This window comes from Janthinobacterium sp. FT14W (assembly GCF_009208755.1).
Lineage (GTDB): Bacteria > Pseudomonadota > Gammaproteobacteria > Burkholderiales > Burkholderiaceae_D > Janthinobacterium > Janthinobacterium violaceinigrum.
In genome coordinates, this window is sequence record NZ_WFLL01000036.1 from 19721 (window position 1) to 44828 (window position 25108).

Sequence of the window (25108 nt, forward strand, 5' to 3'; positions counted from 1 at the left end):
GTAGTCTTTACACTTTCACTTCCAGGATGACATATCAAGCGTATTTTCGGGAGTGAGTGCATGCTTACTGCAACATATATATTGGTTTCCCTGTCGGTGGAGCAGGCAAGCATCCGCCTGAGTTTGTTGGCATTTCAAAAATACATGCATGTGCAACTGCGCCAGCAGAGCAGCCTGAGCCTGGCGCAGCTGCAGTATGCGGGCGACTGGCTGACCCGGCTGTACCAGGGGGGCTACTGGCGCAAGGTGGAGATGTATCTGATCCCCGCCATCCGCCAGGCCACGCCGCATGCCGACGGCTTGCTGGACGAGTTGAACGGCTTGAACCATGCGGCGCTGGAAAGCATCAATGTCGTGCAGCAGCGCGCGGGTGCCGCCATCGACAGCTCCGAGCTGCAGGCCGAGCAGCTGTGCGCGGCCATCGACGCCTTTTGCGGGGCCTTGCTGCAGCGCCTGGAAAAAGAAGAACGCGAACTGTTCGCGCTGGCGCGCAAGGTCATCGTGGGCGAAGCGTGGTTTGCCATCGCCTACCAGTTCCTCGCCCACGATGCGCGCGCGCAGGAAGCGCGCCGCGGCAAGGCGCAGGTGCTGCCCTTTGTCCTTCCGGCGCCGGGCACGCCTGGCGGCGCCGCTGACACCACGGGCAGCGCCGCTGCCGCCGGCGAGACCGCCGTGCCTGCCGCGGCGCAGCCCCTGCGCGCGCAGGCTTGAACGGGAGCGAGCGCACACCCCGTTCGCCCGTTTGCGCCGGGGCGTGCGCCCTGGTTTTGCGCTGGCGTCTTCATGGGAGAAATGTCGTATTAGTCATTTGGTAACTTGTACATACCTGTCCGATGCAATACCCCGGGCTTTGTTATGATGGTGGTTTTGATCCACGCGAAACCCGTCATGTTCGAATTTCTTTTCAAGCGTTCTGCCAGCAAGCCTTCCGCACCAGACCCTGTCGTGGCAGAACAGGCCGCCGCCTCGGCGCAGAGCGCATCGCGCCGCGCCGAACAGGTAGCGCGTGCCCATGCCGTGGCGGGCGACGAAGCCGCCGCCGCCGATTTTATCGTTTCCAGCGAATTTGCCGATGCCCGCCTGATCGCGGCTGAACACGTCCATGCCTTGCCCCTGCTGGAAAAAGTCCGCCAGGCCATGCGCAACACGGATCGCCGCGTCGCCAAGCTGATGCAGGGCCGTATCGACCTGATCCGCCACCAGGCGGCGGAAACCCAGCGTGCCCAGGCCAGCATCGACACGGCCGGGCGCCTGTTGAACGATGACAAACTGAGCCCCAACCAGGTCGCCGAGCTGGATCGCCAATGGCAGGTCATCAAGGCCACGCCGGAACTGGCCACGGCCTTTGCCGCCGCGCGCGCCGCGCTGGCTGCCCGCCTGGAAGCGCAGGTGCTGCTGCAGCGCGCCGTGATCGACGCCGTCGCCGCCGTGCGCGCGCTGGCGGCCAGCGGCCAGGGCGCCGGGGAACTGGCGCAGGCGCTGGCCCGCCTGGACGCGGACCATGCGCAGCATGCGCAATCGCCCGAGCGGGCATCGTTGCCTAAACACCTGGAAAGCGACTTTGCGCAGGCGCGCGAGCAGGCGCAGTCCGCCTTGCAGGCGCTGCAGCAGCACCAGGCCGTGTTCGACGCGCGCCAGGCCGCGCTGGTCGACTGGCAGGCGCAGGATGCCGTCACGCTCGACGCTGACACCCTGAAACGCGCGTGGCAAGCGCTGCCGCGCCTGCCCGAGTCGCCGCTGTCCGACAGCCTGCAGCAGCAATTTGCGGCCCTGCTGGCCAGCGCACCGGCGCCCGTGCAGGCAGCGCCTGTGGCCGCCGTACCTGGCGAAGCGGTAGAGCATGCGCCTGCGCCGCGCAAGCCGCGCCAGGAACACGCACCCGTGTCGAAGGAGGAGGCGGAACAGTTCGTCAAGACGCTGGACTCCATGGAAGCGGCCTTGCAGGACGGCTTGCTGCACGTGGCGTCCGAACACGACAAGACCTTGCGCGATAGCAAGCACGGCCGTCTGACGCCGGCCCAGTCCGACCGCCTGGCCCACGTGCGCGCGCAATTCAAGCAACTGGCCGACTGGGCGCGCTGGGGCGGCAACGTCTCGCGCGAGGAATTGGTCAAGGCCGGCGAAGAGTTGCCGGCGCAACAATTACCGATGGCCGAGCTGGCCAAGAAAGTGGGCAGTTTGCGCGAGCGCTGGAAGTCGCTCGACACCTTGTCCGGCCCCGCGCCCAAGTCCCTGTGGGAGCGTTTCGACGCCGCCTGCAGCCTCGCGTATGCGCCGGCGGCCCAGCATTTCAAGCAGCTGGCCGAAGAGCGTCACGGCAATGCGGCCAAGGCCCAGGAACTGATCGCGGAAACGGCCGCCCTGGCAGCCGAAGAGAGTACCGACTGGAAACACATCGCCTCCGCCTCGCAGCGTTTGCGCCAGGCGTGGACGCGCCTGGGCACCATCGACCGCAAGGAAAAGAAACGCCTGGATACGGAATTTGGCGCCGCCCTCGACGCCTTGTCGAAGCCGCTGGAAACGCAGCGCCAGATCGAGACGGCGCGGCGCGAACAATTGATCGTCGAAGTGGGCTTGCTCAAGCCGTCCGAGCGCAACACGGTCGACATGCTGAAAGCCTTGCAGGATAAATGGCAGGAATTGGCGAAGGCCCTGCCGCTCGAGCGCCGCGCGGAACAGGCGCTGTGGCAGCGTTTCCGCGCCGCCTGCGACGATATCTTCGCCAAGCGCAAGGAAACGGCCCACGCGGCCGACCACGAGCGGCGCGAACACCTGCACGCGCGCGTGGCGCTGTGCGCCAGCCTGGAAACGGCCGTCGTGCCCGAGGGCGACGACAAGGCCCGCACGGCCTTTATCCATCACTTGCTGCGCGACACGCGCGCCGCCTGGAATGCCACGGGTCCCGTGCCGCGCGCCAGCGAAGCGAATATCGAGCAGCGCTACCAGGCGGCGGCCGCCGGCCTGCAAGCGCAGGCGGATGCCATCGCCGAGCGCGCGGGCGCGGCCCAGGTCAACGCCCTGCGCGACAAGCTGCGCCTGACGCAGGCGCTGGAAACGGCCCTGATCGAGGGCGATGCCGGCACGGATGGGGCCATCTGGTCCGAACGCTGGAGCGCCTTGCCGCCGCTGGACGCCCAATACGAACGCAGCCTGCAGCAGCGCTTTGCCGCCGCCCAGGCGGCGCTGGGCGAGGGCGCGGCCGCCTACGTGCAGCAGTTGCAGGCCGGCCAAGCCCGCTTGCTCGATGAAGTCTTGCGCCTGGAAATCGTCGCCGGCGTCGACAGCGGCGCCGAATTTGCCCGCGACCGCCTGAAAATGCAGGTGGAAGTGCTGCAATCGTCGCTGAAATCGGGCCAGAAGCCGCTCACGCAAGTGTCGCAGCTGATGCAGCTGTGCGCGATTGCCGCCGCCACCGACGCGCGCACGGCCAGCCGCATCGAAACCCTGCTGCGCCGCATCGGAGGCAACGTCAAATGAGCACTTCCGTCCGCGTCCAGCACGCCGATTTTGACCTCAGTCAAGAAATCGCACAATTGCGTGCAGGCAACCCCAAGGTAGGCGCCGTCGTCGGCTTCGTCGGCACGGTGCGCGACATGAACGAGGGGCTGGACGTGGCGGCCATGGAGCTCGAGCATTATCCGGGCATGACGGAAAAGTCCATCGAAGCCATCGTGGAGCAGGCACGGGGCCGCTGGCCCCTGTCGGGCGCGCTGGTGATCCACCGCGTGGGTCCCTTGCTGCCGCAGGAGCAGATCGTGCTGGTGGCCGTCTCGTCCGCCCACCGGGGCGAGGCGTTTGCCGCCTGCGAGTTCATCATCGACTACCTGAAGACGGAAGCGCCGTTCTGGAAGAAGGAAGACACGCCCGAAGGGGCGCGCTGGGTCGATGCGCGCGACAGCGACGAGACGGCCCTGGACAAATGGGCGACAAAAGCAAGCAGCATTTGAATCGTATCTGCCGCGCACGCTAGCATTTGCCCAAATGCAGCGGTTTCCTGCTTTGTGTATGCTTGAAAAGTACTGCCTCACCCCAATTTGGTTAACAACTAATTAACCGGGAGCGCTTTTCATGCGACAAGACAAACTCACTACCAAATTACAGGAAGCCCTGGCCGATGCGCAAAGCTTGGCCGTGGGCAACGACAATCCCTATATCGAACCAGTCCACCTGCTGACGGCCCTGTTGAACCAGGACGACGGCGGCGCCCGCTCGCTGTTGCAGCGGGCCGGCGTCAATGTGGGCGGCCTGTCCAAGGCCCTGGGCGCCTCCATCGAACGCTTGCCGAAGGTGTCGGGCACGGGCGGCGACGTGCAGGTCAGCCGCGAATTCGTGGCCCTGCTGAACCTGGCCGACAAGGAATCGCAGAAGGCGGGCGACCAGTTCGTGTCCAGCGAAATGGTCTTGCTGGCCATGACGGACGACAAGTCCGACTGCGGCAAGCTGGCGCGCGAAAACGGCCTGACCCGCAAGGCCCTGGAAGCGGCCATCGAGGCTGTGCGCGGCGGCAACAAGGTCGATTCGCAGGAGGCCGAAGGCCAGCGCGAAGCCCTGAAAAAATACACCCTGGACCTGACGGAACGGGCGCGCAAGGGCAAGCTCGACCCTGTGATCGGCCGCGACGATGAAATCCGCCGCACCATCCAGATTCTGCAGCGCCGCAGCAAGAACAATCCCGTGCTGATCGGCGAACCGGGCGTGGGCAAGACGGCCATCGTCGAAGGCCTGGCGCAGCGCATCGTCAATGGCGAAGTACCCGAGTCCCTGAAGGGCAAGCGCGTACTGTCGCTGGACATGGCGGCCTTGCTGGCGGGGGCGAAATTCCGCGGCGAATTCGAGGAACGCCTGAAATCCGTGCTGAAGGAACTGGCCATGGATGAAGGGCAAACCATCGTCTTCATCGACGAGATGCACACGATGGTGGGCGCGGGCAAGGCCGAAGGCGCGATGGATGCGGGCAATATGCTGAAACCGGCGCTGGCGCGCGGCGAACTCCATTGCGTGGGTGCCACCACCCTGGACGAGTACCGCAAGTACATCGAAAAGGATGCCGCGCTGGAACGCCGCTTCCAGAAAGTGCTCGTCGACGAACCGACCGTGGAAGCGACGATCGCCATCCTGCGCGGCTTGCAGGACAAGTATGCGCTGCACCACAAGGTGGAAATCACGGACGCGGCCATCATTGCCGCGGCGGAATTGTCGCACCGCTACATCACGGACCGCTTCCTGCCCGACAAGGCCATCGACCTGATCGATGAAGCGGCGGCGAAGATCAAGATCGAGATCGATTCCAAGCCGGAAGTGATGGACAAGCTGGAACGCCGTCTGATCCAGCTGAAGATCGAGCGCGAAGCCGTCAAGAAGGAAAAGGACGAGGCGTCACTGCGCCGCCTGGCCTTGATCGAGGAAGAAATCGTCAAGTTGCAGCGCGAATACAATGACTTCGAGGAAATCCTGAAGGCGGAAAAAGCCGTGGTGCAAGGCAGCACGCACATCAAGGAAGAGATCGAGCAAGTCAAGCTGCAGATGGAGCAGGCCACGCGCGAGAGCAACTGGCAGAAAGTGTCGGAATTGCAGTATGGCAAACTACCGCAGCTGGAAGCCCAGCTCAAGCAGGCTGACAGCGGCATGCCGAAACTCGATCCCGACCAGCCGAAGTTGCTGCGCACGGAAGTGGGCGCCGAGGAAATCGCCGAAGTGGTGTCGCGCGCGACGGGTATTCCCGTGTCGCGCATGATGCAGGGCGAACGCGACAAGCTGCTGCACATCGAAGAGAAGCTGCATGAGCGCGTCGTGGGCCAGGATGAAGCGATCACGGCCGTGGCTGACGCCATCCGCCGCTCGCGCGCCGGCCTCTCCGACCCGAACCGTCCCTATGGTTCCTTCATGTTCCTGGGACCGACGGGCGTGGGCAAGACCGAGCTGAGCAAGGCGCTGGCGACCTTCCTGTTCGATACGGAAGAATCGATGATCCGCATCGACATGAGCGAGTTCATGGAGAAGCATTCCGTGGCCCGCCTGATCGGCGCGCCGCCCGGCTATGTGGGCTACGACGAAGGCGGCTACCTGACGGAAGCCGTGCGCCGCAAACCGTACAGCGTGATCCTGCTCGACGAAGTGGAAAAGGCGCATGCCGACGTCTTCAACGTGCTGCTGCAAGTGCTCGACGATGGCCGCATGACGGACGGCCAGGGCCGCACGGTGGACTTCAAGAATACCGTCATCATCATGACCTCGAACCTGGGTTCGCACAAGATCCAGGCCATGGAAAGCGATGATCCCGGGGTCGTGAAGCTGGCCGTGATGGCCGAGGTGCGCTCGCACTTCCGTCCCGAGTTCGTCAACCGTATCGATGAAATCGTGGTGTTCCACGGCCTCGACGAGAAAAACATCGGCGCAATCGCGAAGATCCAGCTGAAGATCCTCGAAGAACGCCTGGCGCGCATGGACATGCAGCTGAGCCTGACCGACGCGGCCCTGCAGCAGATCGCCGAAGCGGGCTACGACCCGGTGTATGGCGCCCGTCCGCTGAAGCGGGCGATCCAGCAGCAGATCGAAAATCCGCTGTCCAAGCTGATCCTGGAAGGCCGCTTTGGCCCGAAAGACGAGATCCGCATCGACGCCCAGAACGGCAACCTGGTATTTACGGGCGCGCAGGTGGGGCTGGACAAGGTGTAATTTACCCTAAAGGCGAACAAAAGCCGGGGTCAGACCCGCCGGGTCTGACCCCAGTTCTACGCTGTGGGGTGTTGGCGCAAGCTAACATCTGCATAATCTAAAGCGGGGCGGTATCAGGCTGGACCTGATGCCGCCCTTCTTGTTATGATCGGTACTATTTTCTGACTAATTCCGGAGGCGGTACGATGGCAAACACATGGCAAGCAGGGCGGCGCATTGGAGTGGGATTGACCTTGGCGGCGGCCGTGCTGGCATTGCCTGCTCATGCCCAGGAAGAGAAGGTCTTGAACATCTATAACTGGTCCGACTATATCGGCGACGATACGATCAAGAATTTTGAAAAGGAAACGGGCATCAAGGTGCGCTATGACGTTTTCGATAACAACGAAATCCTCAATGCGAAACTGGTGGCGGGCAAGTCCGGCTACGACATCGTCGTGCCGACGGCCCAGTGGGCGCGCCTGCAGATCGATGCGGGCTTGCTGCGCAAACTCGACAAGAGCAAGCTGACCAACCTGGGCAACCTGGACCCCAGCCTGCAGGCCAAGCTGTCGAAGATCGACCCGAACAACGATTACCTGGTCGACTGGCTGTGGGGCTACACGACGGTGGGCATCAACGTCAACAAGGTCAAGGCCGCGCTGGGCGGCATGCCCATGCCCGACAATGCCTGGGACCTGGTCTTCGACCCGAAATATGCGGCGAAGCTGAAATCGTGCGGCGTGTCCTTCCTCGATTCGCCGTCGGAAGTGCTGCCGGCCGCCCTGCAATACCTGGGCAAGCCCGCGTACTCGAAAACCGCAGGCGACTACCAGGAAGCGGGCAAGGTGCTGCAAGCGATCCGCCCCTACGTGACCCTGTTCAGCTCGTCAGGCTACATCAATGACATGGCCAACGGTTCCGTCTGCGTAGCGCTGGGCTGGTCGGGCGACATCAATATCGCGCGCCAGCGCGCCATCGATGCGAAAAACGGCAATGTGATCCAGGTGCTGGTGCCGAAGACGGCCGCCCTGATGTTCGATACCATGGCCATCCCCGCCGACGCGCCCCATCCGACCAATGCGCACCTGTTCATCAACTACATCCTGCGCCCGCAAGTGCATGCCAGCCTGAGCAACAAGGTGTTCTACGCGAATCCGAATCCGGCCAGCATCAAATATGTGCGCAAGGATATCGGCGAGAACAAGGCCATCTTCCTGTCGGATGCCGACAAGCAGCGCATGGCTGCGCCGGAAGCGACCACGGCCGATATCCGCCGGCTGATGACGCGTATCTATACGAAGTTCAAGACGGGAGTGTAAGGCGGGAGTGTAAAAACAAGGATGGCGCGAGGGACGGGCCTGTAAGCCGTCGCTGGCGCCATTCGATATTGCCGAGGTGAACACTACTCGTGGTAGCGGTCCAACAGCTTGTGGTGACTGCCGCGCATTTCTTCGATCAGTTCAAAGGCGACGAAGCCGATGATGGCGGCGAAGATGGCGATGAAGAGAAAAACGAGGAAGGTTAACATGGTCTTTCAGCCGCCGTTGGACGGCTGTCCGCTGGGTTGCTCAATGTGCCAGAGCAGCGCTCCAACACGTAGTTGATGCAATTAAACTCTAGCAGATCGGCAGCGCTTTGCAAGGCCGCCGAGTTGTAATTTCCACCAGAATTTGTCCCAGCGCACTTTTTGCGCATTTTCCTGCTTGCCCCCTCATTCGACGACCAGGTCGCGCACCATCACGGCGTTCAAATGCACGCTGACCGGGTCGCACTGCCCAAGCTGTCCATCGTTGCGCATTTCCCTTACTTCACCACCCTCATTTGACGACCAGGTCATGCGCCATCACGGCTTTCAGATAAACGCTGATGGGGTCGCCTGGTTCGCGCTGCGAGAACCACCACGCGCTGGCCTTGCGCATTTCCCATTCCTGTTCTTCGCCCGTCAGCAGCAGGGCGGCCGCCTGGCCCAGGGTGGGCTGGTGGCCGACGATGAGCACGGTTTCCTTGCCGCCGGGCCAGTTGGCCGCTTTCAGGATGTCTTCCGCCTCGGCGCCGGGCGCCAGTTCCGGCATCAGCTTGAACTTGCGGCCCAGCGCTTCTGCCGTTTGCAGGGTGCGCAGGGCGGGGCTGACGAGGATACGGCAGTTTTCCGGCAGTTGCGAGCCTAGCCATTCCCCCATGCGGCGCGCCTGTTTCTGACCTTTGACGGTCAGGGCGCGTTCGAGGTCGGGGACGCCCGGTTCCGCTTCTGCGTGTCGCCACAAGATGAGATCCATGCTGTGCTCCTCTGTGTAGAAAGTCGATAGCCGCCTATTCGCCGACCTCCGCGCCCGGCGTGCCCAGTGCGTGCATCAAGTATTGCTGGGCACTGAACGGCGTTTGCTTGCCGCGCGGCTTGCGGCGCGCATAGTGGCCCGTCGGCTCCAGTTCCCATGCATTCGTATTATCCTTCAAATACGGATTCAGGCCCTCGGCGATCACGCGCCGCTTCAGCGCCCGGTCCAGCACGGGGAAGGCCACTTCCACGCGGCGGAACAGGTTGCGGCTCATCCAGTCGGCGCTGGCCAGGTAGACATCGTGCGCCAGGTCGTTGCGGAAATAGTAAATGCGGCTGTGTTCGAGGAAACGGCCGATCACGGAGCGCACCTTGATGTTTTCCGACAGGCCAGGCACGCCCGGCTTCAGGGTGCAGGCGCCGCGCACGATCAGGTCGATCTTCACGCCATCGGTCGAGGCCGCATACAGGGCGCGGATCACGGATTCGTCCACCAGCGCGTTGACTTTCACGATGATGCGCCCGCGCCGGCCGGAGCGGGCGATCTTCGCCTCGTTGCGGATGGCCTTGATGATCTCGCTTTGCAGGCCGAACGGCGCCAGCCACAGGTGGTTCAGGTTGTGCGGCTTGGTCAGGCTGGTCAGGTGGATGAAGACTTCGTTCACTTCCACGGCCAGGTCCTGGTTGGCCGTCAGCAAGCCGAAGTCCGTGTACAGTTTGGTGGTCGTGGGGTGATAGTTGCCGGTGCCTAAGTGAGCGTAGAAGCGCAGCGCGCCGTCTTCGCGGCGGATGACGAGCGCCACCTTGGCGTGGGTTTTCAGGCCCACCACGCCATACACGACTTGCGCGCCCGCCTGCTCCAGCTTGTCGGCCCAGTTGATATTGGCTTCTTCGTCGAAGCGCGCCATCAATTCCACGATGACGGTCACTTCCTTGCCCATCTTTGCCGCCGTGATCAGCGACTCCATCAGGTCCGAGTTCATGCCCGTGCGGTAGATCGTCTGCTTGATGGCCACGACGGACGGATCGTAGGCGGCGCTGCGGATGAAGTCGATGACCGTCTGGAACGACTGGTAGGGGTGGTGCAGCAGGATGTCGTGCTTGTTCAGCGCGGCAAAGATGTCGTTGCCGATGGCTTTGTGCGCAAGGCCGGGGAAGAAGGGCGTAAAGCGCAGTTCGGGCTGCTTGACGTGGTCGATCATTTCCGACAGGCGCACCAGGTTCACGGGGCCGTTGACGCGGTACAAACGGCTTTGATCGAGGTTGAACTGGTCGAGCAGGAACTGCGACAGTTCTGGCGGGCAATTACGCGCCACTTCCAGGCGCACGGAGGTGCCGAACTGGCGCCCTACCAGCTCGCCCTTCAGGGCCTGGCGCAGGTTCTTGACTTCGTCTTCATCGACCCACAGGTCGCTGTCGCGCGTGACTCGGAATTGCGAATAGGCAATTACTTCGCGCCCGGCGAACAGGTCCGAGATGTGTGCATGGATGACGGAGGACAATAAACAGAAGGACACGCCGTCGCCCGATATCTCGTCCGGCAGCTTGATGACGCGTGGCAAGACACGGGGCGCCTTGACGATGGCGATCGCCGTGCCGCGGCCGAACGCATCCTTGCCGCTCAGCGAGACGATGAAATTGAGACTCTTGTTGACCACTTGCGGGAACGGGTGGGCCGGGTCCAGGCCGATGGGGGTGAGCAGGGGGCGCACTTCGCGGTCGAAATATTCCTTGACCCACGCGCGCTGCGCCTCGTTGCGGTCGCTGTCGCGCAGCAAATGCACGCCCGCTTCGCGCAGGGCCGGCAAGACTTCGCTATTTAATATCTCGTACTGGCGTTCCACCAGCGCATGGCATTCCTTGCCGATGCGCTCCAGATTGGCCGCCAGGGCAGGGTGGCCCGCCAGCGAACCGCCGATGCTGCCGGCCGCCAGCAGGCTGGCCACGCGCACCTCGAAGAACTCATCCATGTTACTGCTGACGATGCACAGGTAGCGCAGGCGCTCGAGCAGCGGAATGTTCGGATCTTCCGCCTGGGCCATCACGCGCCGGTTGAAAGTCAGTTGCGACAGTTCGCGGTCAAGCAGGATGCCCGATTTGGTCACTTCCATGTGCAGTTCAGGTTTCATATTCTTTTGTCTTTGCAGATAGTTAATTCTAGCCGTATTTCATCATGTATGACGCGCTGTGAGTGTAATCATGAAATATGACGTAAGCGTGACACAAGCTGTCATAAAGCGTCGCCCACGCTGTCATTTTTCGCGTCAAAAATGGCATTTCTCGGGGCGTAGGCAAATATTTCATGAAATTTGGCGCATGTCATAAAGCTGTCATATTCGCTTGCTAGACTGCGCAGCATTCAACCGGGACTTTGAGCCCTAACAACCCTGAGGACTTGATATGCAAATGAAGCAAATGTTCAAATTTATCGTCGTGGGTGCTTCGGCAGCGATGGCATTTTCTTCCGCTTCCGTCATGGCGGCAGATATGACAGGTGCTGGTGCAACCTTCCCGTACCCGATCTACGCCAAATGGGCTGAGACTTACAAAGCCAACACGGGCAACGGCCTGAACTACCAGTCCGTCGGTTCCGGCGCCGGCATCAAGCAAATCAAGGCCAAGACTGTTGAATTCGGCGCTTCGGACATGCCTTTGAAGGCAGAAGAGCTGGAAGAAGCGGGCCTGATGCAGTTCCCTGCCATCATGGGCGGCGTCGTCACCATCGTCAACCTCGACGGCGTCAAGCCAGGCCAGCTGAAGATGACGGGCAAGGTCGTTGCCGACATCTACCTGGGCAAGATCACCAAATGGAGCGCGCCGGAAATCGCCGCCCTGAACACCGGCGTCAAGCTGCCGGACACGGAAATCACCGTGGTGCACCGCGCCGACGGTTCGGGCACGTCCTTCCTGTTCACCGACTTCCTGTCGAAAACCAACCCGGAATTCAAATCGAAGATCGGTGCTGGCTCGGCTGTGAAATGGGCCGTGGGCGTGGGCGGCAAGGGTAACGAAGGCGTCGCCGCCAACGTGCAGCGTATCAAGGGTTCGATCGGCTACGTCGAGTGGGCTTACGCCAAGAAAAACAATATGTCGCACACCCAGCTGCAAAACAAGGACGGCAACTTCCTGCAGCCTGACGACGAAAACTTCAAGGCAGCAGCCGCTTCGGCACCTTGGACGCAAACCCCAGGCTTCGGCGTGGTCCTGACCGACCAGGCTGGCAAGAACAGCTGGCCTATCACGGGCGTGTCGTTCATCCTGATGCACAAAGTCCAGGCTGACGCAGGCAAGGCTAAAGAAGTCCTGAAATTCTTCGACTGGGCCTACAAAAACGGCGGCCCTGCTGCCGTCGAACTGGACTACGTGCCAATGCCGGCATCGGTCGTGAAACTGGTGCAGGAATCGTGGAAAGCCAACCTGAAAGACGCATCGGGCAAAGCCATCTACTAATTCGATAGCTTGACCAGATAAGTACCTATCCTTGTCCCCGCCAGCAGCACGGCGGGGCAGGGAGTTAGCCAGGACCGCCCGCAAGCCCTTGCAGACGGTCCTGGCTAAAAGAATAAAAGTAGCTAAAAGAATAAAAGCAACGACGCCTGACAAAACCGTAGCGAGCGGAAGGGAGTTGCGGTCGAGAAGCGCAACTGTACGAAGGTACAGTGAGCATCGCAGGCCATAAATCCCGACGCGCAGCAGGTTTTGATAGGCGTATTAAAACAGCAACACCGGCAGTACCACCCACATCTGGCACAATATGAGCGCACAATCTACCTCCTCCACGATCCCCATGCCAGGCGGCACCATGACCGATTCCATCAGTCACGCGCAAATGCTATCGACCATGCGCAAGCAGCGCATCCAGGATTTCCTGTTCCACAAGGTGACGATGCTGTTCGCCCTGTCGGTGCTGGTCGTTCTGGTCGGCATCATCATTTCGCTGATCATGGAATCGATACCGGCCTTCCAGACCTTCGGCCTGCACTTCATCGTTTCGGCCGAGTGGGACCCCGTCAATGACCAGTACGGCGCCCTGATCCCCATCATCGGCACCCTGGTGACGTCGATCATCGCCCTGCTGATCGCCTTTCCCGTCAGCTTCGGCATCGCCCTGTTCCTCACGGAAATCTGCCCGGCCTGGCTGCGTCGCCCGCTGGGCACGGCTGTCGAGCTGCTGGCCGGCGTGCCATCGATCATCTACGGCATCTGGGGCCTGTTTGTCTTCGCGCCCCTGTTTGCCGACCACGTCCAGCCCCTGCTGAAAGCCACCCTGGGCAACGTCCCCGTCATCGGCCAGCTGTTCAGCGGCCCCATGATGGGTATCGGCCTGCTGACGGCCGGCCTGGTGCTGGCCATCATGATCATCCCCTTCATCGCTTCCGTGATGCGCGACGTGTTCGAGATCGTCCCTGCCGTGCTGAAGGAATCCGCATACGGCCTGGGCTGCACGCGCTGGGAAGTGGTGCGCAAGATTGTTTTGCCTTACACCAAGACCGGCGTCGTCGGCGGCGTCATGCTGGGCCTGGGCCGTGCGCTGGGCGAGACCATGGCCGTCACCTTTGTGATCGGTAACGCGAACAAGCTGTCGTGGTCGCTGTTTGCTGCCGGTAACAGCATCACTTCCCTGCTGGCGAACGAATTCGGCGAAGCGCAATCGGCGCTGCACGTATCCTCGCTGTTCTCGCTGGCACTGATCCTGTTTGTCATCACCTTTATCGTCTTATCCGCCGCCAAGCTGATGCTGGCTGGCATGTCCCGCAAGGAAGGCACGAAATGAGCCAAGTAAGCACTCTCGACGTTCCGGCCAAGCCGGCGATGAACCCCGTCTACCGCAAGCGCCTGCTGATGCACCGCGTCGGCATCGCCCTGTCGGTGGCCGCCATGGCCCTGGGCCTGGCCGTGCTCGTGTGGATCCTGTTCACCCTGGTGATCAAGGGCTTTGGCGCCCTGTCCGTCGACCTGTTCACGCAAACGACGCCGGCTCCCGGCAGCGAAGGCGGCGGCCTGATCAATGCCATCGTGGGCAGCGCCCTGATGGTGGGCCTGGCAACGGTCGTCAGCACCCCGATCGGCATCCTGGCCGGCATCTACCTGGCCGAATACGGCGAAGAAAACAAGCTGGCGCAAGTGACGCGTTTCGTCACGGATATCATGCTGTCGGCCCCATCGATCGTCATCGGCCTGTTCGTGTATGCGCTGTACGTGGCGCACGTGAAACACTTTTCCGGTTACGCGGGCGCCATCGCCCTGTCGCTGATCGCCGTGCCGGTGGTGGTGCGCACGACGGACAATATGCTGCGCCTGGTACCGAACAGCCTGCTGGAAGCCGCGTTTGCCCTGGGCGCGCCGCGCTGGAAGGTCGCCACCCTGGTGCGCTTGCGCGCCGTCAAGGCTGGCGTCATCACCGGCGTACTGCTGGCATTGGCCCGCATCGCCGGCGAAACGGCACCGCTGCTGTTCACGGCCCTGAATAATCAGTTCCAAAGCTTCAACATGAATGCGCCGATGGCCAACTTGCCGTCCGTCATCGCATCGTTTGCGATGAGCCCGTACGACAACTGGCGCTCGCTGGCCTGGGGCGGCGCACTGCTGATCACCTTCAGCGTGCTGGCCTTAAATATCCTGTCGCGCACCGTGTTCAGCCAAAAAGTCCCTAATTAAACAGATATCGAGCGAAGCGAACCCAAATGAATACGCAAATGAATCCAGCACAAGACCTGGCACCAAAGAAAAAAACCATCGAGATTTCGGGCCTGAACTTTTTTTACGGCAAAACGCAAAGCTTGCATAACGTCAATCTGGACATCCACGAGAAAAAGGTCACGGCCTTCATCGGCCCGTCCGGTTGCGGCAAGTCGACCCTGCTGCGCACCCTGAACCGCATGTACGACCTGTATCCGGGTCAGCGCGCGGAAGGCTCCATCCTGTACCGGGGCCGCAACGTGCTGGACGCGGACCAGGACGTCAACATGCTGCGCGCCAAGGTCGGCATGGTGTTCCAGAAGCCGACGCCGTTCCCCATGTCCGTGTACGATAACATTGCCTTCGGCGTGCGCCTGTATGAAGACCTGTCGAAGGGCGAGATGGACGAGCGCGTCGAGTGGGCCCTGAAGAAGGCTGCGCTGTGGGGCGAAGTCAAGGATAAGCTGAGCAAGAGCGGCCTGTCGCTGTCGGGCGGCCAGCAGCAGCGCCTGTGCATCGCGCGCGGCGTGGCAGTGAAGCCCGATGTCTTGCTGCTCGATGAGCCGACCTCGGCGCTGGACCCGATCTCCACCTCGAAGGTGGAAGAGCTGATCAGCGAACTGAAACAGGATTACACGATCGCCATCGTGACGCACAATATGCAGCAGGCGGCGCGCTGCTCCGACTACACGGCCTATATGTATCTGGGCGAGCTGGTGGAGTTCGGCGAAACGGACCAGATCTTCATGAATCCGGCCCGCAAGGAAACGCAGGATTACATCACGGGCCGCTTCGGCTGATCCACCGCGCACCGCCATAGACAAGACAACTGAATACGGAGAGACAGCATGATAGGCGAACATTCATCCAAGCAGTACGACAACGAACTCGAAGCGATCCGCTCGAAAGTGCTCCTGATGGGCGGCATCGTTGAAACCCAGTTCCTCGACGCGATGACGTGCTTCCGCATCGGCAATCCGGAACGCGCCGACCGCGTGATGCGCGAGGACGACGTCGTCAACCAGCTGGAAGTGTCGCTGGACGATGCCTGCAGCCATCTGATCGTGCGCCGCCAGCCGGCCGCCAACGACTTGCGCACCATCATGGCCACCATCAAGGTGATCACCGACCTCGAGCGCGTAGGCGACGAGGCGACGAAGATCGCCCGCGTGGCGAAGAATCTGCACAAGCGGGGCAACGGCGTCGTCAACCATTACGAAATGGTGCGCGGCATTGCCAACACGGCCACCGACATGCTGCACGATGCGTTGGACGCGTTCGCGCGCAACGATGGCAAGCAGGCCTTACAATTAATTGCACAAGATGCCATCATCGACCATGAGTTTCGGTCTATCATGCGCAACTTGATTACTTTTATGATGGAAGACCCGCGCACGATTTCGGCGGCGCTCGATACCCTGTGGGTGGCCAAGGCCATCGAACGAATCGGCGACCATGCGAAAAACATCGCCGAATACGTGATCTACGTGGTTGAAGGCAAGGACATCCGCCACACCAAGGTGGCTGCTCCCGCCATTTCCGAGGAGCTCCCTGAGTAAGCTTTATGGCATCTGATAAAACCACGGTATTGATTGTAGAAGATGAGCCGGCCATCGTTGAACTGGTGACCTATTCGCTGCGCGAATCCGGCTGGAATTGCTGTTCTGTACAAAACGTTGCCGATGCCTGGGAATTCATCCAGCACCGCACGCCGCATCTGATCCTGCTGGACTGGATGTTGCCGGACCAGACGGGCTTGCGCCTGCTGTCGCGCATCCGCGCCGACCGCAATTTCGCGGCCATCCCCGTCATCATGCTCACCGCCAAGAGCATGGAAGAAGACAAGCTGGCTGGCCTGAACAGCGGGGCCGACGATTACGTCACCAAGCCGTTCTCGCCGCGCGAGCTGCTGGCGCGCGCCAAGGCCTTGCTGCGACGCAAGAGCCCGGAACACGCGCAGGCGCCCATGCGCGCTGGCAACGTGGCCCTGGACCCCGTCAGCTGCACCGTGATGATGGATGAACAGAAGATCGATATCGGCCATGCCGAATACAAGCTGCTGAAATTCCTGCTGGCCCATCCCGAGCGCGTGTTTTCGCGCAGCCAGCTGCTCGACAAGGTGTGGGGCGACCATGTGGTGATCGAGGAACGCACGGTCGATGTCCACGTATTGCGCTTGCGCAAAGCCTTGAAAGAGGCGGAAAGCCTGATCAAGACCGTGCGCAGCGTCGGCTACATGTTGTCTGAAAAGTAAAGCTGGCCTCTATGAATCCGAAATTGCTGTTCTGGGTACCGGCCGCCCTGCGCATGGTGCTGGCGCTGCTGGGCGTGGCCGTCGTCTGGTATCTGTTTGGCGCCACGTATGCGCTGGGCATCGCCTTCGTGCTGATGGCCATGATGGTGTTCGTGCAGCTGTCGTACCTGTTCCAGCTGAGCAATTGGCTGGACAATCCGCAAAGCGCCAAGCTGCCCGATGGCTGGGGTGCCTGGACCAGTATCTTCGCGCGCCTGTACCGCATGCGCCGCGACGACGAGAAAAACCAGGCCGAGCTGACGGAATGGCTGGCGCGTTTCCGCCAGGCCATGCATCTGCTGCCCGACGGCGTCGTCATCATGGACGACGTGCTGTTCCTCGAATGGTGCAATCCTGCCGCCGAGAAACACCTGGGCCTCACGCACGAGCGCGACAAGGGCATGCGCGTCACCAACCTGATCCGCAGCCCCGAGTTCATGGATTACATCATCCTGGGCCGCTACGACCAGCCGCTGACGATCACCTTCCGCAACCGCAAGCTGATCGTGCAGATCATCCCGTTTGAAAACCGCCGCCAGATTCTCGTCACGCACGATGTGACGGAGACGGAACGCATCGAAATGATGCGCCGCGACTTCATCGCCAATGCCTCGCACGAACTGCGCACGCCGCTGACGGTCATCGTGGGCTTCCTGGAAATCGCATCCGCCGAGCTGGACCTGGACGCCGCCACGCGCGCCGCCCACCTCAAGCTGATGACGGAGCAGGGGCACCGCATGCAGCACCTGATCGAGGACATGCTGACCCTGTCGCGCCTGGAATCGGTCGACTACCCGCTGCGCCCCGAGCCCGTGGATGTCAGGAAGCTGATGCAGCAGGTCTTGCGCGACGCCAAGGGCTTGTCTGCAGGAAAACATGACGTCAGGATGGAATGCAATGGTCCCGACGTGCTGGGCAGCTACGACGAGCTGTACAGCGCGTTCGGCAACCTGGCTTCGAACGCCGTGCGCTACACGCCGGCCGGCGGCACCATCACCCTGCGCTGGCAGGATGGCGCGGCCGGTCCGCAATTCATTGCGCAGGATACGGGCATCGGCATCAGCCCCGAGCATATCGCGCGCCTGACGGAACGTTTCTACCGCGTCGACAAGAGCCGTTCGCGCGAAACCCAGGGCACGGGCCTGGGCCTGGCCATCGTCAAGCACGTGCTGCTGCGCCACGGGGGAACGCTGGCCATCCAGTCCGTGGCCGACAAGGGCAGCAGTTTCATCGTCAGCATGCCCAAGTCCGTCGTCACGCCGCTGCAGGGCGAGTTGCTGGTCAAGTAGGCCGAAGGGAGGATGGTCCTCCCGGTATCCTGGTGCGACTGGTGCAAGGTTGGCATAAGTCGTTACAATCTGGCCATGACTTTAATCAACGCCTCTTTTCGCCACGCCGGCGCGCAGCAACTGGCCCAGTCGCTGCAGGCTGCGCGCCAGGACACCCTGTCCCTGTTCGACTGTTATGCCACTGCCGGCCTGGACGTGGTGGCGGGCCTGCCCCACCATCCGCGCCTCAATCCGCCCTTATGGCAACTCGCGCATATCGCCTGGTTTGCCGAGTGGTACATTCTGCGCGAAGCCGCATCGAGCCATCCGGCCGACGCCATCTACAATTCCCTGCTGACGCGCGGCGACGATTTGTTTGACGCCAACATGGTGGAGCACCGCGCGCGCTGGAAGCTGGACCTGCCCAGCCCGGGCGCCGTGAAAACGTACTGCCACGAAGTGCTCGACAGGGTACTGGATAAACTGTCGCGCGAAGCCAATGTCGACAGCGCCCTGGCCCCGTACCGGCTGGCCTTGGCGCAGGAAGACTTGTGTGGCGAGGAAATGCTGGCCGGTTTGCAATGGCTGGGCCTGGAAGCGCCCGCATCGCTGACGGTCAGCCCGGCCTTGCCGCCAGGGGCGGGGGAGATTGCTTTCCCCGGCGGCACCATCGAACTGGGCTCGCCCCGCGGTGCCGGGTTTGCCTTCGACAATGAATCGCCGCCCCACGCGTGCTACGTGCCGCCGTTTTCCATCGATGCCTGCGCCGTATCCAACGCCCAGTTTGCCGACTTTGTCGCCGACGGCGGCTACCAGAACCGCCAGTTCTGGAGCGTGGCCGGCAGTGCCTGGCTGATGCAGCAGGAGCGCTCGTCGCCCCGGTACTGGCTGCGCGAGGCGACGCAGTGGCGCACCATGCGGTTCGGCCAGCGCACGACCTTGCCGCCGAATGAAGCCGTGCGCCACATCAACCTGTATGAAGCGCAGGCGTACTGCGCCTGGGCGGGGCGCCGCCTGGCGACGGAGGCGGAATGGGAGTATGCTGCGCTGTCCGCCCATCCGCGCTTTCACTGGGGCCAGGTATGGGAATGGACGGCGACGCCGTTCGAACCGTATCCGGGTTTTGCGCCCGATGCCTGGCGCGAGTATTCCGCGCCGTATTTCATGCAGCACCAGGTGCTGCGCGGCGCCGCCTTCGCCACGCCGCCACGCCTGCATTCGGTCCGCATGCGGGCCTTCCACGCGCCCGAGCGGGGCGACATCTTTGCCGGCCTGCGCACCTGCGCCTGGTAAGCACGCAAAGCGTAGTAACCATTTCAGGAATTCTTTTGAGTACAGATAACGCCCCGCAGTTCATTCCCAAACGCATCACGCCCACGCCGGAGCAAGTGGCCATCCAGACGGCGCAAAAGAAAGTCGTGCTGATCGACGCCAATGCGGGCGCGGCCAAGACGACGACCTTGGCCCTGCGCCTGGCCGAGGCGCTGCACCGGGGCCGCGCGCCCGAACGCATGCTGGCGCTGGTCTTCACGGAAGCGGCGCGCGTGGCCCTGCGCCAGCGCCTGCTGGAAGTGGGCGTGCCGCTGGGCGTCGTCAAGCGCCTGAGCATCGATACCTTCGACGCTTTTGCCGCCAAGGTGCTGTCGCAGCTGGAAAACATGCAGGTGGCGTTCATGCGCAGCGATGAAGAGCTGCGCCCGATTGCCTGGGAAGCGCTGGAAGTGGTATCCGAGAAATACGCCCACCGTTATCCGCTGGAAATCAATACGACGAACGGGGCGATTGCCGAATTCCTGAAGTTGCAATTGCGTACCAAGGCGCGCCTGGATTTCCAGAATCCCGACTTCGAGAGCAATTCCCTGGAAGACCAGCTGGAGCTGCTGGGCATGTCGCGCACGCACTATCTGTGGCTGCGCGAATACGAAGGCTTGCGCGGCGCCGACACGGGCGATATCCAGTTCCGCGCCCCGTTCGACGCCACCTACGACCTGGTGCGCATGCTCGACGGCGACGAGCCGCTGCGCCAGCAATTGCCGGCCTTCCAGATCATCGTGGCCGATGAATTGCACGATTTGAACGAAGCGTCGTTCCGGCTGCTGACCATGCTGATACGCCGCGGCAACGCGTTTTTCTGCGGCGCGGGCGACAAGGACCAGGTCATCTACACGTGGTCGGGCGCCGACCACCGCTTCCTGCGCCAGCGCTTCGAGCAGGAGTTCCCCGCCTTGCAGCGCTTGCCGCTGACGGCGTCGTACCGCTATGGCCCGCAACTGGCGCACGCCGTGGGCGTGCTGAAGAACAAGGCCAGCGTGTCGGCCCTGTCGCGCGCCACGCACATCGAAGTGCTGCAGTACGAGCATGCGCAGCCGCAGGCGTGCAGCGCCCAGCTGATCGCGGCGCTCGAACACGCGCATGCGGGCACGACGGCCATTTTGCTGCGCGACCGCGACCAGGCGATCCGCGTGGAAACGGCACTGTTCCAGAGCGGCATCGCGTATGGCCTGGTGGACATGAACAGTTATCTGCTGAGCCTGGAAGTGCTGATGCTGCGCGGCATGGTCGCCATCGCCCGCAAGGACTTGCACGCGATCAAGAGCGGCCCGCGCCGGGGCGAGATCCTCGAAGCCCTGGTAGCGTTCGCGGAAATCCCGTTTACGCGCACGGAGCTGCAGCAAGCCAAGGCCGACGTGGCCAATTATCCGGACTTGCTGGAAGGCTTCCTGACCAACCAGCTGGCCAAGTCGCACAACCAGGACAAGGCGGCGCTGACCCTGGCCGCCGTCGACTACCTGCGCGCGCTGCCTCCCGATGCGCTGGCCGGCGACGCGCTGCAGCACATCTTTGGCCTGATGCAGCTGGAACAGACGGCGCGCCGCATCTATGTGGACCCGGCCCAGGCGAGGGTGGTGGCCCGTTCCCTGCACGGCTTCATTGCCGTGTGCCGCGAAGCGGGCGTGGCGCTGGGCGGCTTTGCCGGCTGGCTGGGCGAGATGGAAGAAGCCGTGACGGTTTCGACCGGCAAGGCCAAACTGCTGATCGCCTGCATCGACCAGATCAAGGGCCTCGAATACCACCACGTGATCCTGCCCTACCTGGCGGTCGACGAATTCCCGCGCAGCAAGACCGACCCGCTGGAAGAGGAAAACCGCTTTTATGTGGCCGCCACGCGCGCGCGCGACAGGCTGACCCTGCTGACGCCGGAAGACCCTGCCTGCCAGAGCCGCTATATCGCTGCCCTGCAGCTCAAACAGAAGATTGTTGCGTCCAAGTCATAGATCATTTGCTGAATACCTGCTTTTTGCGAAAGACGAAAGCGGGCATACTGGCCTGGTGTGATTCACAGCAATCTAACCAGACAGGGAGCAAGATATGAACGTGTTTTTGACGGGGGCGGCGGGTTTCATCGGCAGTTCCATCGCGGCGGGCCTCGTGCGCGCCGGCCATCAGGTCACGGGCCTCGTGCGCAAACCGGAGCAGGTGGCCGAGCTGGCCCGAATCGGTGTGCAGGGCGTGCAGGGCGAGCTGAACGACCGCGCATTGCTGATCGAGCAGGCGAAGGCGGCCGATGCCGTCATCAATGTGGCCAGCAGCGACCACCGGGGCGCCGTGGAAGCCATCATCGAGGCGCTGGCCGGTACAAATAAACCGTTCCTGCACACGAGCGGCTCGTCCATCGTGGGCGACGCCTCGGGCGGCGAGGGTACGCAGCAGATTTATTACGAAGACAAGCTGCCGCCACCCACGGCCGACAAGGCGGCCCGGGTCGCCATCGACGACCTGGTGCTGGCCAGCGCAGCCAAGGGCGTGCGCGCCAGCGTGCTGTGCAACACCTTGATCTACGGCCACGGCGCCTTGCCGCGTGACAGCGTGCAGCTGCCGCGCCTGCTGAAACAGGCGCGCAAGAGCGGCATCGTGCGCCACGTGGGGCCGGGCCGCAACATCTGGTCCAACGTGCATATCGACGATGTCGTCAGCCTGTATTTGCTGGCGCTGGAAAAGTCGCCCGCTGGCACGTTTTACTTTGTCGAGTCGGGCGAAGCGGCGTTCCGCGACATGACGGCCGCCATCGCCCAGGCACTGGACCTGGGGCCCGCGCAGGACTGGCCGTTGCCGGAAGCCATTGCCGAATGGGGCTATGAGATGGCCTCCTACGGCCTCGGCTCCAACAGCCGCGTGCGCGGCGCGCGGGCACGCACGCTGCTGGGCTGGCAGCCGCAGGGACCGTCCGTGCTGGCATGGATCGCCAATGACATGCTGCAGCCGCCGCACGCCACCGCCGTTTGATGCAGCTCAGTACAAGCGCATCTGTGTGCGCAAGCGAACGGTGCTTTCTGGCGATCGGGAGTATGATGGCTTTGCTTGGTTGAGACGCACTGCCGTGAAGTTGGCGGCATGTTCGATCTTCCAGCAGGTCAGCCGGTCGCCTCAAGGATCGGCACCAGATTTCCGCTGCGGGCGCAGGTGCGCCACGCGGCTGTACACTGCAACTCCAGGTCGTGGTGTTGTGCTACGAACCCCTTCAAGGCCGGCGCTAGCCGGTCTTTTTTTTGCCTCCCGTTTCTTCCGCTGCGCCATTCACCGCTGCCTGTCCGCCATTCGCCGAAGCGGTGTTTTCCCCCGTCCGAAATCCGCGTATCTTTACGATCAACCAACTTCAAGGGGCGATCGTGAAACCTGAACCAGCCTATTGCCGCCGTACCCAGCTGCTGTGGGGCGTGCTGCTCATCGCCATCGGCGCCATCATCCTGCTGGACCGGCTCGATGTGATCTATCTGCACGATTACTATGCACTATGGCATTATTGGCCGCTGATACTGGTCGTCTTCGGCCTCAACAAGCTGCTCACGCCCATGTCCGCCAAGCAGGTACTGAGCGGCCTGTGGCTGATCTTTTTCGCCGCCTGGTGGTATGTATCGTATGAAGAACTGTGGAGTTTGAGTTTCTACAACAGCTGGCCCGCCTTGCTGATTGCCTGGGGCGCGGGCCTCGTGCTGGAACCGCTGTTGAACAAACATTTTATTGCCTACCGGGAGTCCGAGCATGAAAAATAAGCCGCCGCTGCATTCGCCATCGCAGATCGTGCTGGGTGTTATCGTCATCGGCCTGGGGCTGCTGTTCCTGCTCGATAACCTCGGTTTCATCAATGTGCGCTATACCTTCCGCTTCTGGCCCACGGCGCTGATCGTGTTTGGCTTGCTGAAACTGTCGCAAAGCCGCAGCGCGAACGGTTATTTACTGGGCGGCATGCTGGTGCTGCTGGGCGTGGTCTGGAGCCTCAAGCACATGGGCATCTTCTACCTGAACTGGGACTTGCTGTGGCCCTTGCTGATCATCGGCCTGGGCGTGGCCGTGGTGTCGAAATCCTTGCCCGGCGCGCAACAGCGCCAGCGGCGCCGGCGCTTTGCCGCGCAGCAGGACGGCACGCCGGCGCCTGATTCGTTCGGCCAGCCCAGGAATGGCGCCGTGTCGCTGGACAAGGACGCCGCGACGGCAGCGCCTGGCGCCGGCGGGCAGGCGGACGATGACAGCATCATCGAAGTGACGGCCATCCTGGGCGGCTATGTGCGGCGCGTGTCGTCGCAGCGCTTCAAGGGCGGCGATATCAATGTCATCATGGCCGGCTGCGAAATCGACTTGCGCCAGGCGTCGATCCAGGGCGAGGCCGTGCTCAATGTATTCGCCCTGTGCGGCGGCGTCACCATCAAGATTCCGCCCGACTGGAGCGTGGTGCTGCAGGGCACGCCCATCCTCGGCGGCTTCGAGGAAAAGACCATCGTGCCGCCGAACCAGGACAAGCGTTTGTACGTGACGGGCTACGCCATCATGGGCGGCCTGGAAATCCGCAACTAGGCGCGCATGTCCGGACCCTTGTCGAAGCGGCGCGGCGCCGTGGCCGTGATGGTGGTGTGCCTGGCGCTGGGCCTGGCGCTGGCGTTCGTGCTGGCCAGGGTGGCCCATGCGCCCAGGCTCAACGCCGTCCTGCTGGTGGTGCCCGCCACGCTCGTGTATGCCATCGGTTCGGGCTTTTCCGCGTTTTACCTGTGCCGCGCCTATCCCTTGCACGCGCGCCATCCGCTGGCCATTGCCGGCGTGATGGGCGTGGCGGCCCTGTTCGCGGGCTTGCTGTGGGCGACCCTGCTGCAATTTCTGAACAGCGTCAGCCTGCTGCTGGAAGTGCCCTGGCTGGGCGTGAACCTGACGCAATCGCTGCTGGCCCTGTTTTTCGGCCTGGGCGTGCTGCTGTATTGCCTGGCTGCCGCCGTGCATTATCTGTTGCTGGAATTCGTGCGCGCCAGGATGGCCGAGCAGCGGGGCCTGGAAGCGCAGCTGATGGCGCAGGAAGCGCAGCTGCGCATGCTGCGCACGCAGATCGATCCGCATTTCCTGTTCAACAGCCTGAACTCCATCAGCGCCCTGACGTCTATCGATGCGGCAGGCGCGCGCCAGATGACGGTGCAGCTGGCCAGTTTCTTTCGCCAGAGCCTGAGCCTGGAAGCGCACAAGCACATCACCGTGGAACAGGAACTGGTGCTGATCCGCCATTTCCTGGCCATCGAACAAGTGCGTTTCGGCGCCCGCCTGCAAGTGGCGGAAGCCATTGATGATGCCGCGCTGGCCTGCCTGCTGCCGCCCATGCTGATACAGCCGCTGGTGGAAAATGCCGTCAAGTATGGTATCTGCGGCTTGACGGAGGGCGGCCTGATCGCCATCGACGTGCGGCGCGCGGGCAGCCTGCTGCAGATTGCCGTGCGCAACCCCGTTGATGCGGATCAAGGACCGGCCCGCGGCAATGGCGTGGGGCTGGAGAATGTGCGCCAGCGCCTGGCCAGCGCCTACGGCCACGAAGCGGGCGTGCACTGGGCGCGCCGCGGCGCGGCGTTTGAAGTGACCTTATCGATGCCGGCGCAGACCGGCGACACGGAGGAAGCATGATGC

At 62.6% G+C, this 25108-nt stretch carries 22 protein-coding genes; 18 read left to right on the forward strand and 4 right to left on the reverse strand.

The window, feature by feature from the left end; translation table 11 throughout:
* Window positions 1-60 precede the first annotated feature (60 nt).
* From GCN74_RS21075 to GCN74_RS21095, 5 genes are all read left to right on the forward strand, one after another.
* Window positions 61-711, forward strand: coding sequence for a hypothetical protein (locus tag GCN74_RS21075; RefSeq protein ID WP_152258489.1), 651 nt, complete (start codon window positions 61-63; stop codon window positions 709-711).
* A 177-nt stretch (window positions 712-888) separates the two neighbouring features.
* Window positions 889-3477, forward strand: a complete 2589-nt coding sequence (locus GCN74_RS21080; protein WP_152258490.1) for a DUF349 domain-containing protein — start codon at window positions 889-891, stop codon at window positions 3475-3477.
* Window positions 3474-3947, forward strand: a complete 474-nt coding sequence (gene moaE, locus GCN74_RS21085) for a molybdopterin synthase catalytic subunit MoaE (protein WP_152258491.1) — start codon at window positions 3474-3476, stop codon at window positions 3945-3947. The genes GCN74_RS21080 and moaE overlap by 4 nt, the downstream gene beginning before the upstream one ends.
* Before the next feature lie 121 nt (window positions 3948-4068).
* Window positions 4069-6675: an ATP-dependent chaperone ClpB gene (gene clpB, locus GCN74_RS21090; RefSeq protein ID WP_152258492.1), complete on the forward strand. Its 2607-nt coding sequence runs from the start codon at window positions 4069-4071 to the stop codon at window positions 6673-6675.
* A 185-nt stretch (window positions 6676-6860) separates the two neighbouring features.
* On the forward strand, window positions 6861-7976 hold the full coding sequence (locus GCN74_RS21095; protein ID WP_152258493.1) for a polyamine ABC transporter substrate-binding protein: 1116 nt from the start codon (window positions 6861-6863) through the stop codon (window positions 7974-7976).
* An 83-nt stretch (window positions 7977-8059) separates the two neighbouring features.
* On the opposite strand, the gene GCN74_RS29575 is transcribed toward GCN74_RS21095, so the two are convergent.
* From GCN74_RS29575 to ppk1, 4 genes are all read right to left on the reverse strand, one after another.
* Window positions 8060-8185: a hypothetical protein gene (locus GCN74_RS29575; RefSeq protein WP_264372559.1), complete on the reverse strand. Its 126-nt coding sequence runs from the start codon at window positions 8183-8185 to the stop codon at window positions 8060-8062.
* Between the two features lie 183 nt (window positions 8186-8368).
* Window positions 8369-8494 (reverse strand): hypothetical protein, encoded by a 126-nt coding sequence (locus tag GCN74_RS29580; RefSeq protein ID WP_264372903.1) that lies wholly within the window; start codon window positions 8492-8494, stop codon window positions 8369-8371.
* Window positions 8475-8933 (reverse strand): phosphohistidine phosphatase SixA, encoded by a 459-nt coding sequence (sixA, locus tag GCN74_RS21100; RefSeq protein ID WP_152258494.1) that lies wholly within the window; start codon window positions 8931-8933, stop codon window positions 8475-8477. The genes GCN74_RS29580 and sixA overlap by 20 nt, the downstream gene beginning before the upstream one ends.
* A 34-nt stretch (window positions 8934-8967) precedes the next feature.
* The gene (gene ppk1, locus GCN74_RS21105) at window positions 8968-11061 is read right to left on the reverse strand and encodes a polyphosphate kinase 1 (protein ID WP_152258495.1); all 2094 of its coding nucleotides are present in this window, start codon (window positions 11059-11061) and stop codon (window positions 8968-8970) included.
* A 271-nt stretch (window positions 11062-11332) separates the two neighbouring features.
* Between ppk1 and pstS the strand changes: the two genes are divergently transcribed.
* The 13 genes from pstS to GCN74_RS21170 all read left to right on the forward strand — a co-directional run bounded on the left by pstS (window position 11333) and on the right by GCN74_RS21170 (window position 25105).
* Window positions 11333-12382, forward strand: a complete 1050-nt coding sequence (pstS, locus tag GCN74_RS21110) for a phosphate ABC transporter substrate-binding protein PstS (RefSeq protein WP_152258496.1) — start codon at window positions 11333-11335, stop codon at window positions 12380-12382.
* A 352-nt stretch (window positions 12383-12734) separates the two neighbouring features.
* Window positions 12735-13706, forward strand: coding sequence for a phosphate ABC transporter permease subunit PstC (gene pstC, locus GCN74_RS21115; RefSeq protein WP_152258497.1), 972 nt, complete (start codon window positions 12735-12737; stop codon window positions 13704-13706).
* Entirely contained in the window at window positions 13703-14590 is an 888-nt protein-coding gene (gene pstA, locus GCN74_RS21120) for a phosphate ABC transporter permease PstA (protein ID WP_077402151.1), read from the forward strand. The genes pstC and pstA overlap by 4 nt, the downstream gene beginning before the upstream one ends.
* 38 nt (window positions 14591-14628) lie before the next feature.
* The gene (gene pstB / locus GCN74_RS21125; RefSeq protein WP_010396817.1) at window positions 14629-15411 is read left to right on the forward strand and encodes a phosphate ABC transporter ATP-binding protein PstB; all 783 of its coding nucleotides are present in this window, start codon (window positions 14629-14631) and stop codon (window positions 15409-15411) included.
* A gap of 48 nt (window positions 15412-15459) precedes the next feature.
* Window positions 15460-16170, forward strand: a complete 711-nt coding sequence (gene phoU / locus GCN74_RS21130) for a phosphate signaling complex protein PhoU (protein ID WP_034778131.1) — start codon at window positions 15460-15462, stop codon at window positions 16168-16170.
* 5 nt (window positions 16171-16175) lie between these two features.
* Window positions 16176-16865, forward strand: a complete 690-nt coding sequence (locus tag GCN74_RS21135) for a response regulator (protein WP_034755074.1) — start codon at window positions 16176-16178, stop codon at window positions 16863-16865.
* 11 nt (window positions 16866-16876) lie between these two features.
* Window positions 16877-18193: a phosphate regulon sensor histidine kinase PhoR gene (phoR, locus tag GCN74_RS21140; protein ID WP_152258498.1), complete on the forward strand. Its 1317-nt coding sequence runs from the start codon at window positions 16877-16879 to the stop codon at window positions 18191-18193.
* 75 nt (window positions 18194-18268) lie between these two features.
* Window positions 18269-19465: a selenoneine synthase SenA gene (gene senA, locus GCN74_RS21145; protein WP_226939148.1), complete on the forward strand. Its 1197-nt coding sequence runs from the start codon at window positions 18269-18271 to the stop codon at window positions 19463-19465.
* Between the two features lie 35 nt (window positions 19466-19500).
* Window positions 19501-21447, forward strand: a complete 1947-nt coding sequence (locus GCN74_RS21150) for a UvrD-helicase domain-containing protein (RefSeq protein WP_152258499.1) — start codon at window positions 19501-19503, stop codon at window positions 21445-21447.
* 94 nt (window positions 21448-21541) lie between these two features.
* Window positions 21542-22456, forward strand: a complete 915-nt coding sequence (locus GCN74_RS21155; protein WP_152258500.1) for an NAD-dependent epimerase/dehydratase family protein — start codon at window positions 21542-21544, stop codon at window positions 22454-22456.
* Between the two features lie 383 nt (window positions 22457-22839).
* The gene (locus tag GCN74_RS21160) at window positions 22840-23223 is read left to right on the forward strand and encodes a LiaF transmembrane domain-containing protein (RefSeq protein ID WP_226939149.1); all 384 of its coding nucleotides are present in this window, start codon (window positions 22840-22842) and stop codon (window positions 23221-23223) included.
* Window positions 23213-24022 carry a LiaI-LiaF-like domain-containing protein gene (locus tag GCN74_RS21165; protein ID WP_152258502.1) on the forward strand — a complete coding sequence of 270 codons (810 nt, stop codon included), beginning with the start codon at window positions 23213-23215 and terminating at the stop codon, window positions 24020-24022. The genes GCN74_RS21160 and GCN74_RS21165 overlap by 11 nt, the downstream gene beginning before the upstream one ends.
* Before the next feature lie 6 nt (window positions 24023-24028).
* Window positions 24029-25105: a sensor histidine kinase gene (locus GCN74_RS21170; RefSeq protein ID WP_152258503.1), complete on the forward strand. Its 1077-nt coding sequence runs from the start codon at window positions 24029-24031 to the stop codon at window positions 25103-25105.
* Window positions 25106-25108: the final 3 nt, after the last annotated feature.

Excerpts from the sequence above, each read along its gene's own strand:
- pstB (WP_010396817.1), top strand. The coding sequence starts at position 14,629 with ATGAATCCAGCACAAGACCTGGCACCAAAGAAAAAAACCATCGAGATT.
- GCN74_RS21075 (WP_152258489.1), top strand. The coding sequence starts at position 61 with ATGCTTACTGCAACATATATATTGGTTTCCCTGTCGGTGGAGCAGGCA.
- clpB (WP_152258492.1), top strand. The coding sequence starts at position 4,069 with ATGCGACAAGACAAACTCACTACCAAATTACAGGAAGCCCTGGCCGAT.
- pstC (WP_152258497.1), top strand. The coding sequence starts at position 12,735 with ATGACCGATTCCATCAGTCACGCGCAAATGCTATCGACCATGCGCAAG.
- phoR (WP_152258498.1), top strand. The coding sequence starts at position 16,877 with ATGAATCCGAAATTGCTGTTCTGGGTACCGGCCGCCCTGCGCATGGTG.
- sixA (WP_152258494.1), bottom strand. The coding sequence starts at position 8,933 with ATGGATCTCATCTTGTGGCGACACGCAGAAGCGGAACCGGGCGTCCCC.
- pstA (WP_077402151.1), top strand. The coding sequence starts at position 13,703 with ATGAGCCAAGTAAGCACTCTCGACGTTCCGGCCAAGCCGGCGATGAAC.
- senA (WP_226939148.1), top strand. The coding sequence starts at position 18,269 with ATGACTTTAATCAACGCCTCTTTTCGCCACGCCGGCGCGCAGCAACTG.
- phoU (WP_034778131.1), top strand. The coding sequence starts at position 15,460 with ATGATAGGCGAACATTCATCCAAGCAGTACGACAACGAACTCGAAGCG.
- GCN74_RS21165 (WP_152258502.1), top strand. The coding sequence starts at position 23,213 with ATGAAAAATAAGCCGCCGCTGCATTCGCCATCGCAGATCGTGCTGGGT.
- GCN74_RS21135 (WP_034755074.1), top strand. The coding sequence starts at position 16,176 with ATGGCATCTGATAAAACCACGGTATTGATTGTAGAAGATGAGCCGGCC.
- ppk1 (WP_152258495.1), bottom strand. The coding sequence starts at position 11,061 with ATGAAACCTGAACTGCACATGGAAGTGACCAAATCGGGCATCCTGCTT.
- GCN74_RS29575 (WP_264372559.1), bottom strand. The coding sequence starts at position 8,185 with ATGTTAACCTTCCTCGTTTTTCTCTTCATCGCCATCTTCGCCGCCATC.
- moaE (WP_152258491.1), top strand. The coding sequence starts at position 3,474 with ATGAGCACTTCCGTCCGCGTCCAGCACGCCGATTTTGACCTCAGTCAA.
- GCN74_RS21095 (WP_152258493.1), top strand. The coding sequence starts at position 6,861 with ATGGCAAACACATGGCAAGCAGGGCGGCGCATTGGAGTGGGATTGACC.
- pstS (WP_152258496.1), top strand. The coding sequence starts at position 11,333 with ATGCAAATGAAGCAAATGTTCAAATTTATCGTCGTGGGTGCTTCGGCA.
- GCN74_RS21080 (WP_152258490.1), top strand. The coding sequence starts at position 889 with ATGTTCGAATTTCTTTTCAAGCGTTCTGCCAGCAAGCCTTCCGCACCA.
- GCN74_RS21170 (WP_152258503.1), top strand. The coding sequence starts at position 24,029 with ATGTCCGGACCCTTGTCGAAGCGGCGCGGCGCCGTGGCCGTGATGGTG.
- GCN74_RS21155 (WP_152258500.1), top strand. The coding sequence starts at position 21,542 with ATGAACGTGTTTTTGACGGGGGCGGCGGGTTTCATCGGCAGTTCCATC.
- GCN74_RS29580 (WP_264372903.1), bottom strand. The coding sequence starts at position 8,494 with ATGACCTGGTCGTCAAATGAGGGTGGTGAAGTAAGGGAAATGCGCAAC.